Origin of the sequence: Bradyrhizobium murdochi (genome assembly GCF_000472965.1) — a bacterium.
Lineage (GTDB): Bacteria > Pseudomonadota > Alphaproteobacteria > Rhizobiales > Xanthobacteraceae > Bradyrhizobium > Bradyrhizobium murdochi.
In genome coordinates, this window is the sequence record NZ_AXAU01000020.1 from 56,077 (window position 1) to 72,230 (window position 16,154).

At 62.7% G+C, this 16,154-nt stretch carries 14 protein-coding genes, 1 tRNA gene and 1 pseudogene; 9 read left to right on the forward strand and 7 right to left on the reverse strand.

Features of this window, described 5'->3' with window-relative positions; all coding sequences use genetic code 11:
• Positions 1-100: 100 nt before the first annotated feature.
• On the forward strand, positions 101-1,864 hold the full coding sequence (locus YUO_RS0129210; protein ID WP_028350451.1) for an adenylate/guanylate cyclase domain-containing protein: 1,764 nt from the start codon (positions 101-103) through the stop codon (positions 1,862-1,864).
• A gap of 170 nt (positions 1,865-2,034) precedes the next feature.
• Here the strand turns inward: YUO_RS0129210 and YUO_RS0129215 are convergent.
• Together YUO_RS0129215 and cpdR are read right to left on the reverse strand one after the other, a co-directional pair.
• A tRNA-Val gene (locus YUO_RS0129215) sits at positions 2,035-2,109 on the reverse strand.
• A gap of 134 nt (positions 2,110-2,243) precedes the next feature.
• Positions 2,244-2,603 (reverse strand): cell cycle two-component system response regulator CpdR, encoded by a 360-nt coding sequence (gene cpdR, locus YUO_RS0129220; RefSeq protein ID WP_027539837.1) that lies wholly within the window; start codon positions 2,601-2,603, stop codon positions 2,244-2,246.
• 319 nt (positions 2,604-2,922) lie between these two features.
• Between cpdR and YUO_RS0129225 the strand changes: the two genes are divergently transcribed.
• From YUO_RS0129225 to YUO_RS0129235, 3 genes are all read left to right on the forward strand, one after another.
• Entirely contained in the window at positions 2,923-3,810 is an 888-nt protein-coding gene (locus YUO_RS0129225; RefSeq protein ID WP_028350452.1) for an N-formylglutamate amidohydrolase, read from the forward strand.
• A gap of 612 nt (positions 3,811-4,422) precedes the next feature.
• On the forward strand, positions 4,423-5,202 hold the full coding sequence (gene hisN / locus YUO_RS0129230; RefSeq protein WP_028350453.1) for a histidinol-phosphatase: 780 nt from the start codon (positions 4,423-4,425) through the stop codon (positions 5,200-5,202).
• A 148-nt stretch (positions 5,203-5,350) separates the two neighbouring features.
• Positions 5,351-6,319: a Bug family tripartite tricarboxylate transporter substrate binding protein gene (locus YUO_RS0129235; protein ID WP_028350454.1), complete on the forward strand. Its 969-nt coding sequence runs from the start codon at positions 5,351-5,353 to the stop codon at positions 6,317-6,319.
• A gap of 44 nt (positions 6,320-6,363) precedes the next feature.
• Here YUO_RS0129235 and YUO_RS0129240 read toward each other — a convergent pair whose 3' ends face one another.
• Entirely contained in the window at positions 6,364-7,257 is an 894-nt protein-coding gene (locus YUO_RS0129240) for a LysR family transcriptional regulator (protein ID WP_028350455.1), read from the reverse strand.
• A gap of 189 nt (positions 7,258-7,446) precedes the next feature.
• Here YUO_RS0129240 and YUO_RS0129245 point away from each other — a divergent pair, with 189 nt between their 5' ends.
• Positions 7,447-8,199 carry a sulfite exporter TauE/SafE family protein gene (locus YUO_RS0129245; protein WP_028350456.1) on the forward strand — a complete coding sequence of 251 codons (753 nt, stop codon included), beginning with the start codon at positions 7,447-7,449 and terminating at the stop codon, positions 8,197-8,199.
• 4 nt (positions 8,200-8,203) lie between these two features.
• On the opposite strand, the gene YUO_RS0129250 is transcribed toward YUO_RS0129245, so the two are convergent.
• Complete coding sequence (locus YUO_RS0129250) at positions 8,204-8,854, reverse strand: LysE family translocator (RefSeq protein ID WP_028350457.1); 651 nt, start codon at positions 8,852-8,854, stop codon at positions 8,204-8,206.
• A gap of 192 nt (positions 8,855-9,046) precedes the next feature.
• Here YUO_RS0129250 and YUO_RS0129255 point away from each other — a divergent pair, with 192 nt between their 5' ends.
• Entirely contained in the window at positions 9,047-10,858 is a 1,812-nt protein-coding gene (locus YUO_RS0129255; RefSeq protein ID WP_028350458.1) for an adenylate/guanylate cyclase domain-containing protein, read from the forward strand.
• Between the two features lie 159 nt (positions 10,859-11,017).
• A pseudogene (locus tag YUO_RS0129260) lies at positions 11,018-11,677 on the forward strand (di-heme-cytochrome C peroxidase); the annotation flags it as partial.
• A gap of 44 nt (positions 11,678-11,721) precedes the next feature.
• Here YUO_RS0129260 and YUO_RS0129265 read toward each other — a convergent pair.
• Positions 11,722-12,204 (reverse strand): GFA family protein, encoded by a 483-nt coding sequence (locus YUO_RS0129265; protein ID WP_235782857.1) that lies wholly within the window; start codon positions 12,202-12,204, stop codon positions 11,722-11,724.
• Positions 12,205-12,208: 4 nt separating this feature from the next.
• The gene (locus YUO_RS0129270; RefSeq protein WP_028350461.1) at positions 12,209-13,156 is read right to left on the reverse strand and encodes an alpha/beta fold hydrolase; all 948 of its coding nucleotides are present in this window, start codon (positions 13,154-13,156) and stop codon (positions 12,209-12,211) included.
• A gap of 232 nt (positions 13,157-13,388) precedes the next feature.
• Between YUO_RS0129270 and YUO_RS0129275 the strand changes: the two genes are divergently transcribed.
• Positions 13,389-13,856: an Hsp20 family protein gene (locus YUO_RS0129275; protein ID WP_028350462.1), complete on the forward strand. Its 468-nt coding sequence runs from the start codon at positions 13,389-13,391 to the stop codon at positions 13,854-13,856.
• 260 nt (positions 13,857-14,116) lie between these two features.
• Entirely contained in the window at positions 14,117-14,893 is a 777-nt protein-coding gene (locus tag YUO_RS0129280; RefSeq protein WP_035727910.1) for an alpha/beta fold hydrolase, read from the forward strand.
• Positions 14,894-14,957: 64 nt separating this feature from the next.
• Here the strand turns inward: YUO_RS0129280 and YUO_RS0129285 are convergent, their stop codons facing one another.
• Positions 14,958-15,698, reverse strand: a complete 741-nt coding sequence (locus tag YUO_RS0129285) for a hypothetical protein (protein WP_028350464.1) — start codon at positions 15,696-15,698, stop codon at positions 14,958-14,960.
• Positions 15,699-16,154 lie beyond the last annotated feature (456 nt).

Below are 16,154 nucleotides of genomic sequence, written 5' to 3' on the forward strand. Positions count from 1 at the left end.
GATTGCAATCTGGAGTGGGTGATCGACTGGGATGAGGCTGGCGGCGTCCAGCTTGGCCGGCACGGCAAATCTGCTAGACTGCCTGCCAGCGAGGCGAAAAATGGAAACGCCTGGACCCGAGCGAAGGCTCGCAGCAATCCTTGCCGCCGACATGGTCGGCTTTAGCCGGCTGATGGAGGTCGACGAGGCTGGGACACTCGCACGCCTGAAGACCCATCGGCTTGAACTCATTGATCCGGCCATCGCCAAGAATCGCGGTCGCATTATCAAGACTACCGGCGATGGCCTGCTGGTCGAGTTCCACAGCGTTGCCGATGCAGTGCTGTGCGCCGCCGAAGTCCAGCGCAGGATGATGCGGCGCAATGCCGACGTGTCGCCGGCGCGGTGGATTCAGTTCCGCATCGGCATCAATCTGGGCGACGTCATCATCGAGGAAAACGACATTTTTGGCGACGGCGTCAATGTCGCGGCGCGGCTCGAGGTGCTCGCCGAGCCGGGCGGCATATGCGTCTCGGGGGCGGTGCGCGATCAAGTCGGTGATCGGCTCGACGAGATCGCATTTGAGGATCTCGGCGAGCAGAGCGTCAAGAATATCAGCCGCCCGATCCACGTCTTTCGGGTGCGGCTTGAGCCAGCAACCGCAGCGACCGAGAGTGGCAAGGACAGCTCGGCGGCGACGTCCGTTACCAGAAAGCCGTCCATCGCTGTGCTTCCGCTGGTCAATATGAGCGGTGATCCGGAGCAGGAATTCTTTGCCGACGGCCTCACCGAGGACATCATCACCGAACTGTCGCGCTTCCGCGACCTTCTCGTCATCTCGCGGAACTCGACCTTCGTGCATAAGGGCAAAGCCGTAAAGGTGCAGGAGGTCGCACGCGAACTCGACGTCGAATATGTCCTGGAGGGCAGCGTACGCAAGGTCGGCGATCGCGTCCGTGTCACCGTGCAGTTGATCGACGCGCAAACCGACCGGCATGTCTGGGCCGAACGCTATGATCGCAAGCTCGAGGATATCTTCGCCATCCAAGACGAGGTGACCGGGGCGATCGTTGCCACGCTTCCCGGCCGCGTCGAGGCCGCCACGCAGGAACGGGCGAAGCGCAAGCGGCCGGACAACATGGCGGCCTATGAATGCGTGCTCGCCGCCAAAGTCCTGCACCACCGCTCACGGCGTGAAGACAATGCGCAGGCCCAGATCCTGCTCGACCGCGCCATCGCGCTCGATCCGAATTATGCGCACGCCCACGCCTGGAAGGCGTGCGTGCTGGGCCAGACCTGGGTCTACGGATGGTGCGAAGATCGCGACGCCACCTTCCAGCAGGTGGCTGACGAGTTGCAGATCGCGCTGGCGCTCGATGACAATGACAGCGACGTTCACCGCATCCTGGCTGCGGTGAACCTGACGCGCGACGATCATGACAGGGCGGCCTACCATCAGGAGCGGGCCCTCGCGCTCAATCCCAACTACGATATCGTCGTGGTGCAGCAGGGCGAGTTTCTGACCTGGCTGGGGCGGCCGGAAGAAGGGATCGACTGGATCAAGAAGGCAATGCGCCTCAACCCGTTCCACCCCGAGCGTTTCTGGAGCCACCTCGGTCGTGCGTATTATTGCGCGGAGAAATTTGCCGAAGCCGCAGAGGCGTTCGCGCGGATCACGCGGCCCGACTTCACCCATCACGCCTTCCTCGCCGCCATCTTCGCGCAGATGGGCGACACCGTTGCGGCCGGCGCGCATGCCGCAGAGGTCATCAAGCTTGAACCGGGTTTCTCGGTGGCCGCCTATCTCGCCACCCAGCACTACAAGCACGAGGCCGATCGGGCGCGTCACGAGGCCGGCCTGCTCAAGGCCGGATTACCGGCGTGAGGTTGGCGGGATCAGATCGCGGTGGATGAAGTTTTGATGCTGCTGACCGGTAGCTCGCGCCGGAGAGCCCGCCTTCGCGAAGTCGCTTCGGCGAGGCAGCCTTCGCTAGCTTCGCTATGATAGGACTGAGTGTGGCTTGCCCAGCCGTAGCTTGCGAAGCAAGCGAAGGCTGGTGGGCGCGACAGGGATCGAACCTGTGACCCCTACCATGTCAAGGTAGTGCTCTCCCGCTGAGCTACGCGCCCCAGAATGGGATGACCTGTCATCCCGCTCCAGCTTTATTCGTATTGGGTGGGGTCCGTATATCGGCTCCAAAGCGCCCGGGCAAGGATGCTCGGGACTAATTTCTGGTGCCTTTTCGAACGAAATAGCCGCCGAATCAGGCCGCCAGCATCTTGTTCACTTCGCTGACCAGTTCGCGGAGGTGAACCGGCTTGGCCAGCACCTTGGCGTTCTTGGGTGCCTCCGAATCGGAGTTCAGGGCAACCGCGGCAAAGCCGGTGATGAACATGATTTTGATGTCGGGGTCGAGTTCCGAGGCGCGGCGCGCCAGCTCGATGCCGTCCATTTCGGGCATCACGATATCGGTCAGCAGCATCTCGAACGGCTCCTCGCGCAGCCGCTGATAGGCCGACATGCCGTTGTCGTGGGGCGAGACCTGAAACCCGGCGTTTTCCAGCGCCTTGACCAGGAAACGTCGCATGTCGTTGTCGTCTTCAGCGAGGAGGATCTTGTGCATGGCGGTCAGTCGTTGAACCTGGCTTGGAGGATCATTGCGCCCACTAAGCCCGACAGAGGGTAAATTTCGGGTGAAAGGTAACGGCTTCTTGGTGACAGCGGGCGCCGCTATTTTTGTAGCGGCGCGCATCTGGATCGATCAAGGCGGCGCTTTTCAGGCGTTTACGACATCTTCCAGGAGAACCGTGGCTTTTTTCGCTTGGCAGAATGATTACGATTACGGACAATGCATCCTTACAATACCCGCCCTTCCGGTAGAATCGGTCGCATGACCGGCCAGCGGAAGGGAAATGCGGACATTCAAGGGACGGCGCCCGACGATGACCCAGTTTGATGGCGAACTGTCGCCTCCCTTCGAGATCGTGGAGCCGCAGCGCTGGCGGGCGCCGATCATCTTCAACTCGCCCCATTCCGGCTCGGTCTACCCGTCCGAATTCCTCAACGCCTCCCGGATCGACCTCGCCGCGCTGCGCCGCTCCGAGGATTCGTTCATGGACGAATTGATCGGCGGTCTGAGCGACCAGGGCTTTCCGACGGTGCGGGTCAATTTCCCCCGTTCCTATGTCGACGTGAACCGCGAGCCCTATGAACTCGATCCACGGATGTTCACCGGCCGCCTGCCGAGCTTTGCCAACACCCGCTCGGTGCGGGTGGCCGGCGGCCTCGGCACCATCCCGCGCGTGGTCGGCGACGGGCAGGAAATCTATCGCGAGCGGCTTTCCGTCGATGACGCGCTGGGGCGGATCGAGGCGCTCTACAAGCCCTACCACCGCGCGCTGCGGCGGCTGATCAACAAGGCCCATCAGGCGTTCGGGACTGTGATCCTGGTCGATTGCCACTCGATGCCGTCGGTCGGCGTGTCCAGAGAAGAGCCGCGGCGGCCCGATGTCGTGATCGGCGATCGCTACGGCACCAGTTGCGCGAGCCTTTTGCCCGATGTTGTCGAGCACATCATGAGCGGGCTCGGCTATTCGATCGGCCGCAACAAGCCCTATGCCGGCGGCTTCATTACCGAGCACTACGGCAACCCTGCGAGCGGCCTGCACACCGTGCAGCTCGAACTCAACCGCGCGATCTACATGGATGAGCGGCGCAGGGAGCGCAGCCCGCGCTTTGCCCAGGTGGTCACTGATTTCGCGATGCTGGCGGACGCGCTGGCACAGGTGCCGCTCGGCGACCTCGGCCCGTTCCAGGCGGCGGCGGAGTAGAAGGCCGTCATTCCGGACGTCGCGCAGCGGCGATCCGGAATCTCGGAGAAAGCAATCTTCAAAAGAAAAAAGGGCCGCTTGAATGAACAAGCGGCCCAAGTCTAGGGAGGAAACGCCCAAGGAGGGCAGCGATAGCGCGAGGCGCTACCGCACCGCAACAATATGCGACCGCGCTGCACAAAAGGCAAGGGTTTTTCGAATCTCTTCCGATGCAAACCGGGTCACTCTGGCGAATCGGCAACACTGACGACCATGACATTTAATTAAGCAATATCAATTAGTTACGTCATACACCGCTTCAGTTCCGTGCTTACTGCAGTGCTGGTATGCCAAAACTCGCGACTTCGTGATGGCCGGGCTAACCAAAAATCCACGCCTGAAACGAAGCCTTTTCGAAAGCGATTCGAAAGTCTGTTCGCAAGACGAATGGGAATAACGTGCCGTTGGCGATGCGCGGCAGCCCGGATTGGGCTAGAGCTTCGGTTCTGATTGATTCAGAACCGAAGCTCTAGCTTCTAGTTTTGACGCGTTTTCTTCACGCGAACCGGTATCCACTTCGCTCGAAAACGCTATGGGCAAGAGACGGCATATCTAGTGCGGTAAGGGAAAGCCGTGACGGTCATCGATTTTACAGCCTTTATCGGGCGTCTTGCTACCGCTTCGGGCGAGACCATCCTGCCGTTCTTCCGGACCTCACTTTCCATCGACAACAAGAGCGCCAGCGATTTCGATCCGGTCACCGAGGCCGATCGCGCCGCCGAGGCCGTCATGCGCCGCCTGATCAAGGCCAATTTCCCTCAACACGGCATCGTCGGCGAGGAATTCGGCAACGAGCACGAGGATGCCGATTATGTCTGGGTGCTCGATCCCATCGACGGCACCAAATCCTTCATCGCAGGATTTCCGATCTGGGGCACCCTGATCGCGCTCTTGCACAAGGGCACGCCGGTGTTCGGCATGATGCACCAGCCCTATATCGGCGAGCGCTTTTCCGGCGATAGCGGCTCGGCGCACTATTCCGGGCCATCCGGCGAGCGCCGGCTCACAGTGCGCCGCTGCGCGTCGCTGAAGGAGGCGACCTCCTTCACCACCAGTCCACTGCTGATGAACGCCGCCGACCGCGAGATCTTCGGCCGGGTCGAAAATGCGGTGAGGCTGTCGCGCTATGGCGGCGACTGCTATTCCTACTGCATGCTGGCGGCCGGCCATCTCGACCTCGTGGTCGAAACCGAACTCAAGCCCTACGACATCGCGGCATTGATCCCGATCGTCACCGGCGCCGGCGGCATCGTCACCAATTGGGAGGGCGGACCGGCCCAGCGCGGCGGCCGCATCGTCGCCGCCGGCGACGCCCGCGTCCATGAGGCCACGCTGAAATTGCTGAATTGCTAGAGACGGCTACACCCAGCGTTTGGTAAGACGCGCGTACCGACGAACTGCTGCTTTGCTCCCGCTGCAATCGACGGGACCTTGTATTGAGCGCTTCATCGCGTACGATGCCCCGAACACGCACGTTAGATGCGGGATCGGGGGAGCACTCATGAGACCGCTGAGCAAGCTGCTTGCTGGACTGATGCTGCTCTTATTGCCGGCGCTAGCCTCGGCGCAGGATTTCCCCAGCAAACCGATCAAGCTGATCGTGCCGTTCCCGGCCGGCGGTCCCAACGACATCATCGCGCGGCTGGTCGGCCAGCGCATGTCGGAAATCACAAAGCAGCCGGTCGTGATCGACAATCGCGGCGGCCAGGCCGGCGTGCTCGGCACCGATGCGATCGCGAAGGCAGCCCCCGACGGCTACACGATCGGAATCGTGAGCGCGAGCGCGCTGGTCATCAACCCGGCGATGGAAAAGGTGCCCTACGACGTGGCGAAGGATTTTGCGCCGGTCACGCTGGTCACGACAGTGCCGGAGATGCTGGTCGTCGCCAGCAACGTGCCCGCCGGCGACATGAAGGAACTGATCGCGCTCGCCAAGGCACAGCCCGGGAAACTCAATTTTGCTTCCGCCGGTGTCGGCGGCATGCCGCACCTTGCCGGTGAACTGCTCAAGCAGACGGCCGGAATTGACATCGTGCACGTGCCCTATCGGGGCGCTGCACCCGCCATCAACGATCTGCTCGGCCAGCAGGTGCAGATGGCGTTCCTCGATCTGCCGGTGCTGCTGCCGCATATCAAGGCTGGCAGTCTGCGTCCGATTGCCCTTGGCGCTCCGAAACGTGCGCCCACCTCACCCGACGTGCCGACCACCGCGGAAGTCGGCATGCCGGATCTCCTGATCGAAAACTGGTACGGCATGATCGCGCCGGCCGGTGTGCCCGAGGCTGTTGTCGCCACCCTGAACCGTGTCGCCAACGAGGCGATGAACGATCCGCAGGTGAAGCAGAAGCTTGCAGATCAAGGCCTGACAGTCGCCGGCAACACGCCGGGGCATTTTCGCGACTACATCGGAACCGAGGCCCAAAAATGGGCGCGCGTCATCAAGGCTGCCGGCCTCGCCATCGGCAAGTAACGCCGGGCCCCCCAGACTTTCAGCATTCGCGCTCCATCGCATGTTCAACGTGGCGCAGATTTGCGCAAATGCTCGGCCAATTGCTGCGCGGGCTTGGGCAGCGCCCGAAAGCTCCGCGCGCAGATCACGAGCCGCCGGTTGGCCCAGGAATCCCTGATCCTGATGACATTGATCTTCATCGATCGCGCGCATCGCTTTGCCGCGACTTCAGGCATCACGCCAATGCCGATGCCGGCGGCGACCATCTGACCAATCGCATCGAAACTGTTCAGCCGCGCACGAAAGCGCAGCCGCGCGCCGAGCCGCGCCGCATGCCCGCTGACATGGGCGTGGAGTGCGATCGAGCTGATCAAGCCGACGAAATCGCGCTCCACCACTTCGGCGAAATCGACCTGCCGCCGATTAGCCAGTTCGTCGTTGCGCGCGGCAACCAGCACCAGCCGATCCTCGCTGAACGGCATCCGCTCGATATTGTCTGCAAGCGCGTGTTCGGCAGCAAGCCCGAGATCGGCGGCACCGATGACGATGGCGCGGGCAATGTCGCTGCTTTCGCGTTCCTCGACGTCGATTGAAATGTTCGGATTTGCAGTCAGAAAGGCCGCCAATGTCTTCGGCAGATATTCCGAAAGCCCCGACGTGTTGGCGAGGAAACGGACGGTGGCCTTCATGCCGCGGGCAAAGTCGGCGAGATCGCCGCGCATGGTCTCGATGTTGTGGAGCACGATCCTGGCATGGTCGAGCAGGCTTTCGCCGGCCGGCGTCAACTCGACGCCGCGGCGGCCGCGCGCGAGCAGCGAAACGCCGAGCGCTTCTTCCAGGCCCTTGATCCGCTCACTCGCCGACGCCAGCGCGAGATGGACCCGCTGCGCGCCATTGGTGATGCTGCGGGTCTCGGCCACGGCGACGAAGAGCTGAAGGTCGACCAAATCGAAACGCATGGGGATTCCCTGTGGAGCCCGTCATTGCGAGGAGCGAAGCGACGAAGCAATCCATCTCGCGGCGCTAAGAAAGAATGGATTGCTTCGCTGCGCTCGCAATGACGGAGAATATCAGCCTTCGGCGCAGCCGAAGGCTGTCTCCGTAATCTCCAGATTGTGCCTGATACGCCGATAGGTCAATGTCCGCCCATGTTCGATTCCTTGCTCATTCTCATCGCGGCGGCGTTCCTGCTGGCCGGCTTCATCAAGGGCGTGATCGGGCTCGGCCTGCCGACGGTATCGATGGGCCTGCTCGCGGTGACGATGCCGCCGGCGCAAGCGATTGCGATCGTGATCGTGCCGGCGATCGTCACCAACATCTGGCAAACCTTCAGCGGCCCGTATTTGCGCGACATCATGCGGCGGCTGTGGCCGCTGATGGCCGGGACTGTCGCCGGCATCTGGCTGAACGCGGGACTGTTGACCGGCCCCTACGCGCCCTATGGCACCGTCGTTCTCGGCACGCTGCTGGTGATCTACGCCATCCTCGGTCTCAGCCAGCTCCACTTCAAGGTCACGCGCCGCGACGAGAAATGGATCGGCGGCATCGTCGGCCTGATCACCGGCGTGGTGTCGGCCGCGACCGGCGTTCAAGTGATTCCATCGATGCCTTATCTGCAGGCGATCGGGATGGAGAAGGACGAACTGGTGCAGGCGCTCGGTGTGTTCTTTACCGTCGCCACGGTGGCGCTCGCCTTCAATCTCACCACCGCGGGCCTGCTGACGGCGGCAACCGCTCTGCCCGGCGCAGTCGCGATGGTGGCGTCCTTTACCGGCATGTTCATCGGACAGGCGGTGCGCAATCGCATGCAGCCGGACGTTTTCCGCCGCTGGTTCCTGATCGCCATGATCTTGCTCGGTCTCTATCTTGCCGGCAGCGCCTTCGTGAAAATCCACGGCTGAAGCATCAGCGCGCCTCCAGCATCGCCACGCGGATACCGAGATAGACGAACAGCCCGCCGAGCGCGCGGTTGATCCAGGCTACCGCGCCGGCCGATTGCCGGATACGGCCCGCGGCCCGGGCTGCGAAGGCGGCGATGCAAAAGCACCACAACGTGCCGCTGGTGATGAAGATCAGGCCGAGCACCAGGAAGGCCAGCGTCTTGTGGGCTGACTCCGCCGCCACGAATTGCGGCAGAAACGCCAGAAAGAACAGCGCCACCTTCGGATTGAGCACATTGGTCAGGGCGCCCTGCCAGAACACGCGGGCAAGCGAAGTCTCGCTACCTGCCGGGCCATTGCCTGCCACTCCCGCCTCCGCCAGCGGGCGCGAACGCGACAGTAGCATCTGGACACCCGTAAACAGCAGATAGGCGGCGCCGACCCATTTCACGACCGCAAAGGCGGCAGATGACGCCATCAACAGCGCCGAGAGGCCGATGGCGGCACCGAACACGTGAACGAGGCAGCCGGCACTGATCCCGGTCGCGGCCGCCGCCCCGCCGCGCCATCCGAACTGGATGCTGCGGCCGATAATGTAGGCCGTGTCCGGCCCCGGCGTGATATTGAGCAGCAGGCCCGAGAGGATGAATAGCCAGAGTTGGTGAATGCCAAGCATCTCTATCATTTGATGGTTCCTTGGCCCAGCAGCCCTATTGCGCACATGCCAATCCCTTAGGGATTGCAGTACTATCATGAGGAAATCGGGCTTCCACCAGATTGCGCATATTTTATAAACATTGGAATTGGTTGGCTGACCGCGTAGTGGTTATCCTGCCCGCTCGGGTGTCATTGGGGATATAGTGGGGATATGGAAAGACGCCTGGCAGCCATCGTCTGCGCTGACGTCGCCGGCTACTCCCGAATGATGGGAGCCGACGAGGCGGGGACGCATGCCACGTTCAAGGCCCACCGAAGCGCGATCTATCCGATCATCCTCAATCACGGCGGCCGCCTGGTGAAGAACACCGGCGACGGCTTCCTCCTCGAATTTCCCTCTATCGTCGGCGCCATCGAGGCCGCGGTCGCGATGCAGATGGTGATGGCGGAACGCAACGAGCACCTGCCCGCCGATCGCGCGATGCAGTTTCGCATGGGCATCCACATGGGCGACGTGATGGCCGATGAGGACGAGGTGTTCGGCGACGACGTCAATATTGCCGTCCGCCTCGAATCGGTTGCCGCCCCCGGCGGCGTGGCGGTTTCGGGCAAGGCCTGTCATGAGGCCGGCAAGCGCCTCAGCGTCACATTCGTCGATGCTGGTCCCTACCGGTTCAAGAACATCGAAGAGGCGATCCATGTCTGGACCTGGCAGCCCGGGGGTGTCGACAGCGGCCCGGCCCGTAAAGCCGCGTCCGAGACATCGGCCACGAACCTGCCTGCCCAGTACCGCACCGCGATCGTGGGCGTGCTGCCGTTCACGAATTTGAGCGAAAGCGCGGACGAGTATTTTTCCGACGGGCTGACCGAGGACCTGATCCACGCGTTATCGCTGCAATCGTTCTATCGGGTGCTGAGCCGGAACTCGACGTTCTCGTTCAAGGGCAAGAACGTGAGCACGCGCCTGATCGCGCGCGAGATCGATGCCACCTACCTGATCCAGGGCTCGGTGCGCCGCGCCGCCAACAAGATCCGAGTCACCGCCGAGTTGATCGCGCCCGAAACCGGCGAGCAATTGTGGACCGGCCGGTTCGACCGCGATATGGGCGACCTGTTCGCGATGCAGGACGAACTCACCACGAGCCTGTCGGCGGCGATCGCGGCCGAGATCTACCGGGCGGAAGCGTCCGCCCCGCCCCGCTCTTCGTCGAATGACATCACCGCATGGGATCGTTTCCTGAAGGGGCTGTCGCACTATTACCTACAGACCAAAGCGGATTTCGAAACCGCGATCGGGCTGTTCAAGGAAGCCATCGCGCTCGATCCGACGCTTTCGATCGCGCGCGCCTATCTCGCCACCATTCAGACCCAGGCCATCCATTTCGGGTGGATCAAGGGCACGCGCGAAGTGTGGGATAGCGCGATGTGTCTCGCGGAGAGCAGCGTCCGGCTCGATCCCCGTTCGTCCTTTGCATTTCAGATTCTGGCCTATCTGCATGCGCTGGAGGGGCATTACGAGGCGGCGATGGATGCCGCCAAGCGTGCGGTCGGGCTCAACCCCTACGACATGGGCGCCCGTGGCGTGCTTGGCGCGTGTCACCTCTACAGCGGCGAACACCGGGCCGCCGTCGAATTGTTTACGATGGCAGCGCAACGCGGTAACAGCGATCCCCGATACCAATTTGCGGCGTTCAACGCATTCAGCCACTATCTGCTCGGTCAATACGATGCCTCACTGTCATGGGCGCGCGAGGCTCTATACGCCAATCCCAATCATCTGCAGGCGCTGGCGGTACGCGCGGCGGCGCTTGCCCAGTTGGGACGAACCGCCGAAGCAGCCAACGCTACTGAGGTCCTGCTCGGCAACTATCCGACCCTGACGGTCGAGCGGTTTTTGCGGAATTTTAACTGGAAGGTCCCGGCCGACATCGCTCATTTCCGCGACGGACTTTTGAAGGCCGGCATCCCGTTCAGCAAATTGACGCTCGTCGAATCCTCGCCAAAGCTCGCCGCAGATTCCTGAGCGTGTGTAAGCTGGTCGATTGACACGGCGTCGAATTCCGCCAAGACTTGCGTACACCCTGAGGTAGCGCGCCGCCGAATTTTCTTTTTCAAAACGGTCATCCGCTCCGCGTCGGTGACAGGCCATTTTTCATATTCGGCGCCTTTGAGGATTTGAGCCATGTCAGACCGCCACATTGCCACCGCCCCGGGCGCTGCGCCTGCCGGGCAGTTTCCCGTTTCGCCCAATAATCCCTGTCCCTTCCTGCGCGCATTGGTCGCCAACGGCTATGTCGGCGGCCATGTCGTGCCGCTCTCGCAACTCTCCGAAATGATCGGATTGGCAAGCGGCGAAACCGGCTCGGCCCAAAAAGAGGTGCGGCGGAAAGCCTGGATGGTCGCCGTCATTGCCAACGGCCTCGGGCCGCTGCGCGTATTCAAGAGCGCAACGTCTGGCGCCGTGCTCGACGAGCTGCGCAACGGCCCGCTCGACAAGCATGGCGGCGGTTCACGCATTCTCGATGCCGACGCGAAGGTCCATGGAGACCAAATCGACCGGCTCGCCAGCTTCGGCAAGGACTGCAAAGATCCCGCCGGAGGCATCGAGATCGGGCTGACGGCGAAGGAGATCGAGGCCTTCATGGCAGACAATATCAAGCGCGACGGCGATGCAGCGCGCTGGTACTTCCCGATCCTGATGAAGGGCGAATGGCCGGTCCTGTTGAAAATCCTCGGCAAGGGCGAAGGCGAGGCGCGCTACCTCAGCGTCGCCGAGGTCAGGACGCTGTTCGTGGAAAGGCGCTTGCCCGAGCGCATCACGGCGCGACTGCCGAAGCCGGCGGCTGGAAGATAATTGCCACAGTTGGTGCGGCCAGCCACGCATTGCTACGGATTCGGCCCGTAGCCAGGAACCCACTTTTCATGCTGGGGCAGGTCGTCCTGAATCGTCCACCAGGGCGCGCGGGACGACGTAAATACGTGCAGGCGCGGCCGAACCTTGGGATCGTCGTCCAACAAACCCGCCGGGATGCTGATCGTCGTCAGGTAGCTTGCCTTGCCGGGCGTCAGGCAGCCGCAGATCTTGCAACGATGGCGGAAACTGCCGGGCGCGGATTCATAGCGCACGGTCATGTCCTCACCTGCTGTGAATCGAAACTTGTCCGCTTCGACGTGAGCATATGTCGCGAATGCTGCGCCGGTAAGCTTGCGGCAATTGGCGCAATGGCAGTGTGTGATCGATCGCACCTTGTCGACTTCGAACCTGACCGCGCCGCACAGGCAGCTTCCACGAATCATGATCGCATTCTCCAGACCCGAAGTATAGCCGAAGCGGCTCGTGTCCGATTGAACCGGCTCAAGCCGCAGCAATCAACTATTTGAACAGCGGCGTGCCCGGCACGAACGCATCGAACGCCGCCCAGAATTGTGCTCGGTAGCGGTCCTGCTCCTGCAGGATCTCGTGCTTGGAGCCTGCGATCACCAAATGCGAGCCGGCGCGTAAGTGATAGGCGAATTCCTCGATCGCCGCCGTTGAAACGATGGTGTCGTTGCTGGCGGCCAGCATCAGGATCGGCTGGCGGATTTCGGACGGGTAGTTCATGCCGCGAAAGGTATGCATCGCCCTGAACGCGGTATCGGCCCAGGCCACCGTCGGCGAACCGATGCCCAGCGTCGGGTCTTCTTCCAGGATCGCGGCGTTGCGGGCGTAGCGCACGGGATCGCTGGTGAAGGGGTTGTTGATGAAAGATTCCGTGCCGGTCAGCGCATCGCTGCCGCCGGGCACGTAGCGGCCGCCCTGCCCCATCAACCGCATAACCCGAAGCAGCGCCCGGGTCGGAAACGACGTCGTGCGCCCCGGCAGGTCGATCATCGGCGCCGACAGCACCATGCGGTCGAACCAGCGCTTTCCCGCATGCGCCACCCGCAGCATGACCGCGCCGCCCATCGAATGCGCCAGCGCGAAATAAGGCGGCGGACAATCCGGCAGCACCACCTGCTGCACGAAGGTTTCGACGTCCACTTCGAAATCGGAGAAGTCGCGGACATAGCCTTTGCGCGGGTCGCGCAGCCGGCGCGACGAATGCCCCTGGCCGCGCCAGTCGATCATCGCCACCGCAAAACCGCGATCGCGCAGGTCCCGCACCGTCTCGAAATATTTCTCGATCGGCTCGCTGCGCCCGGTGAAGACGCAGACCGTGCCCTTGCGGCCCGCCGGCGGCGCCCAGCGCGCGAACCTCAGTTCCGCACCGTCGGGCGTCTTGATAGTGCCCGAGACGACGTCCTCCGGAACCGGATTGGCGGGGATAGAGACGAGCGTCATGACGGGAACCGGCTAGGTGAAAAGGGCTGAAAATCAAGGCGGGAGCGCAAAAAGGGCCTGTTTCAGCCCTCTTGAACGCCGTTTCACCCCTCCCATATCACTTCTGTGCAGGCCACTACCAGTGTTTCGGAACCAAACCCAAGGTTCCAAAAAACTGAGGCTGCACGGGACTAAAGCTCGGCCCGATGGCGGGCGGGTTAATTGCAACAGTCGCTCAATGGAGGACTATCCTATGCGTACCTACGATCTCACTCCGTTTTATCGTTCCACCGTCGGCTTCGATCGCTTCTTCAACCTGCTCGATCAGGTGACCTCCGACGGCAGCCCCGGTTATCCGCCCTACAATATCGAGCGCACCGGTGAGAACGCCTATCGCATCAGCGTTGCGGTTTCCGGCTTCTCGCAGGGCGAGCTTTCGATCGTCGCGAAGGAAAACACGCTGACGATCAAGGGCGAGAAAACCGCCAACGAGAACGGCAAGGATAAATCCGAAGTGCTCTACCGCGGCATCGCCGCGCGCGCCTTCGAGCGCGTCTTCCAGCTTGCCGATTTCGTGCAGGTGAAGAACGCCTCGCTCGAGAACGGCCTGCTCCACGTCGATCTCGTCCGCGAGATCCCCGAGGCCAAGAAGCCGCGCAGCATTCCGATCAATTCGGGCGCGCAGGCCCCGCAGGTGGTCGACGCTTCCGTCGCCGCGTAACGCGGTAGGTTCAGCCGGTATTGGCTGAACGCGAAAACGCCCCGGGCAACCGGGGCGTTTTTTTGTGCGCGCATCAAGAAGACGGCGCAATCCGGCTGCGCTCATTAACAGCGAATTTAAATGATGTCCGCTTCGACGACGACTACTTGACCGCGCGCCCCCCGGTATCGGCGGCACCTAGACGCGTAACATTTGAAGTTCGGCGACGTACTCACTTTGCACCCAGCACTTCAATAGACATATCCAATCAGGAGAGATCGATGGCGAAGTTACAGATCGTTGCGGCGCTCGCCGCCAGTGTGTTTGCAAGCCTGTTCGGCGCACTCCCCACGCCGGCGCAGGCCGCGGCACCGGTCAAGGTGAAAAATGTCGTGCTGGTGCACGGCGCCTGGGCCGACGGATCGAGCTGGTCGAAGGTCATTCCGCGGCTGCAGGCAGCGGGACTTCACGTGACTGCCGTGCAGAATCCACTGACCTCGCTGGAAGATTCCGTGGCCGCCACACGCCGCGCACTGGCGCAACAGGACGGTCCGACCGTGCTGGTGGCGCATTCCTGGGGTGGCACTGTCATCAGTGAAGTCGGTACCGACCCGAAGGTCACGGGGCTGGTCTATATCGCGGCGCGCGCGCCCGATGCGGGCGAGGACTTCGTCGCGCTCTCGCAGAAATTTCCAACGGGGCCGGCGCGCGCGGGCGTTCAGGAACATGACGGCTTCACCCAATTGTCCGAGGACGCGTTCCTGAAATATTTCGCCAATGGCGTCGACCGGAAGACGGCTGAAGTCCTCTACGCCGTGCAGGAGCCGACCGCGGCATCCCTGTTCACCGGCCGCACCACCGCTGCCGCTTGGCGCAGCAAGCCGAGCTGGTACGCCGTGTCGAAGCAGGACTACACCATCAATCCCGATCTCGAGCGGTTTCTGGCCAAGCGGATGAATGCCACGACGGTCGAACTGGAGGCCGGCCACCTGTCGCTGGTCTCTCAGGCCGACAAGGTCGCCGACCTGATCCTGGCCGCCGCCGGACAGCACGAATAATTCATCGCAATGAAAAACGCCCCGGAAAGACCGGGGCGTTTTTGAAGATCCGTAGATGGGATGCCTACTCCAGCCCCTGCACGTCAGGCATCGCCTGCGTCGGCGCAATCTGCGGCGCGGGCTTGGCCGGGACCGAACCAGTCACCGCCGGCGATGCTGCGGCCTGAGCTTCGGTCGGCTTCGGCGCAGGCGCTGCGGCCTGCTTGACCGGCGCCGGTGCAGGTTTGGCGGCAATCGGACTGCCCTTCGGCATCGGCACCGCGCGGCTTGACGCCTGGGAAGCCGGCCGTTGCGGCCGCGGCGCGGCCTGGACATTGGCCGGGGTGGCCGGCGCATGGGCCTGCGGCGGCGGAGCCCCCGTAGCTGCCGGAAGCGCGCTGTGCTCCTCATAGAAATTGTCGCCCATCCGGGAGGACGGCACGAAACGGATGATCCGGCCGTTGCGTGCGTCGATCACCAGCCGGCCGTCCTCGCCGCCGCGGTCGAGCGCCGTAATCGTGTAAACGATGCCGCGCAGCCTCGGGATACCAAGCGGCGAGAATCCGTTATCACGCAGCACGGAATAGACTTCCGTCGACGGCAACAGTCCCGGAGCGTATCCATACTGCGGCCCGGCTCCGTAGCGCGGCCCGGGCTCGTCATACGGCTCGGGAACCGGTTGCGGCGCCACCGCATAGGGGGCGTCGAAATCCGATGCCGCCCTGTATGGCGAGCGCCCGATCTCATAAGGTCCGGGCACCTGCGCCTGCGCGCCGCCCACAAGAAGGACCAGTCCCGCCGCCAAAGATCCCGTGAACAACTTCATCACCGAAAGCTCCTGTAAGCCCCGCAGCCTCCGGACCGCAGCCGGAGCATTTTGCTCGCTCGCCGACGGCCCAGGGCGAATTTCATTGCGAAATCCGGCGGTCCTTGGGCCGGATCGGGGCGCCGCTGCCGCAAACCCCAGCGGGCGGCTTTTCCCCCAGGCCACCAAGCCCTGATCCGCATGCGGGCGAGGACTTTCACGCGCTTGTGTGATAAAGAAAAATTTGGCATGGTCGAAGTTAGGACAGTATCACTGTCTCAATTGCGGAGCCGTCCCGGCACAGGGATTGCAACGAAACCGTGGCGACACGAGCTCCAGGGCAGTGCAGGCAAGGCCGTTCCTCAGGGACGTTGAACGCCCAAGCCTGAATTTAAGAAATTGCGGCTCGCGGTGGACGAGCGGTGGCCCGGTGGGTGCCGCAAGCGTCCAAGGTGCGCCGACGATGCGGTGAGGCCC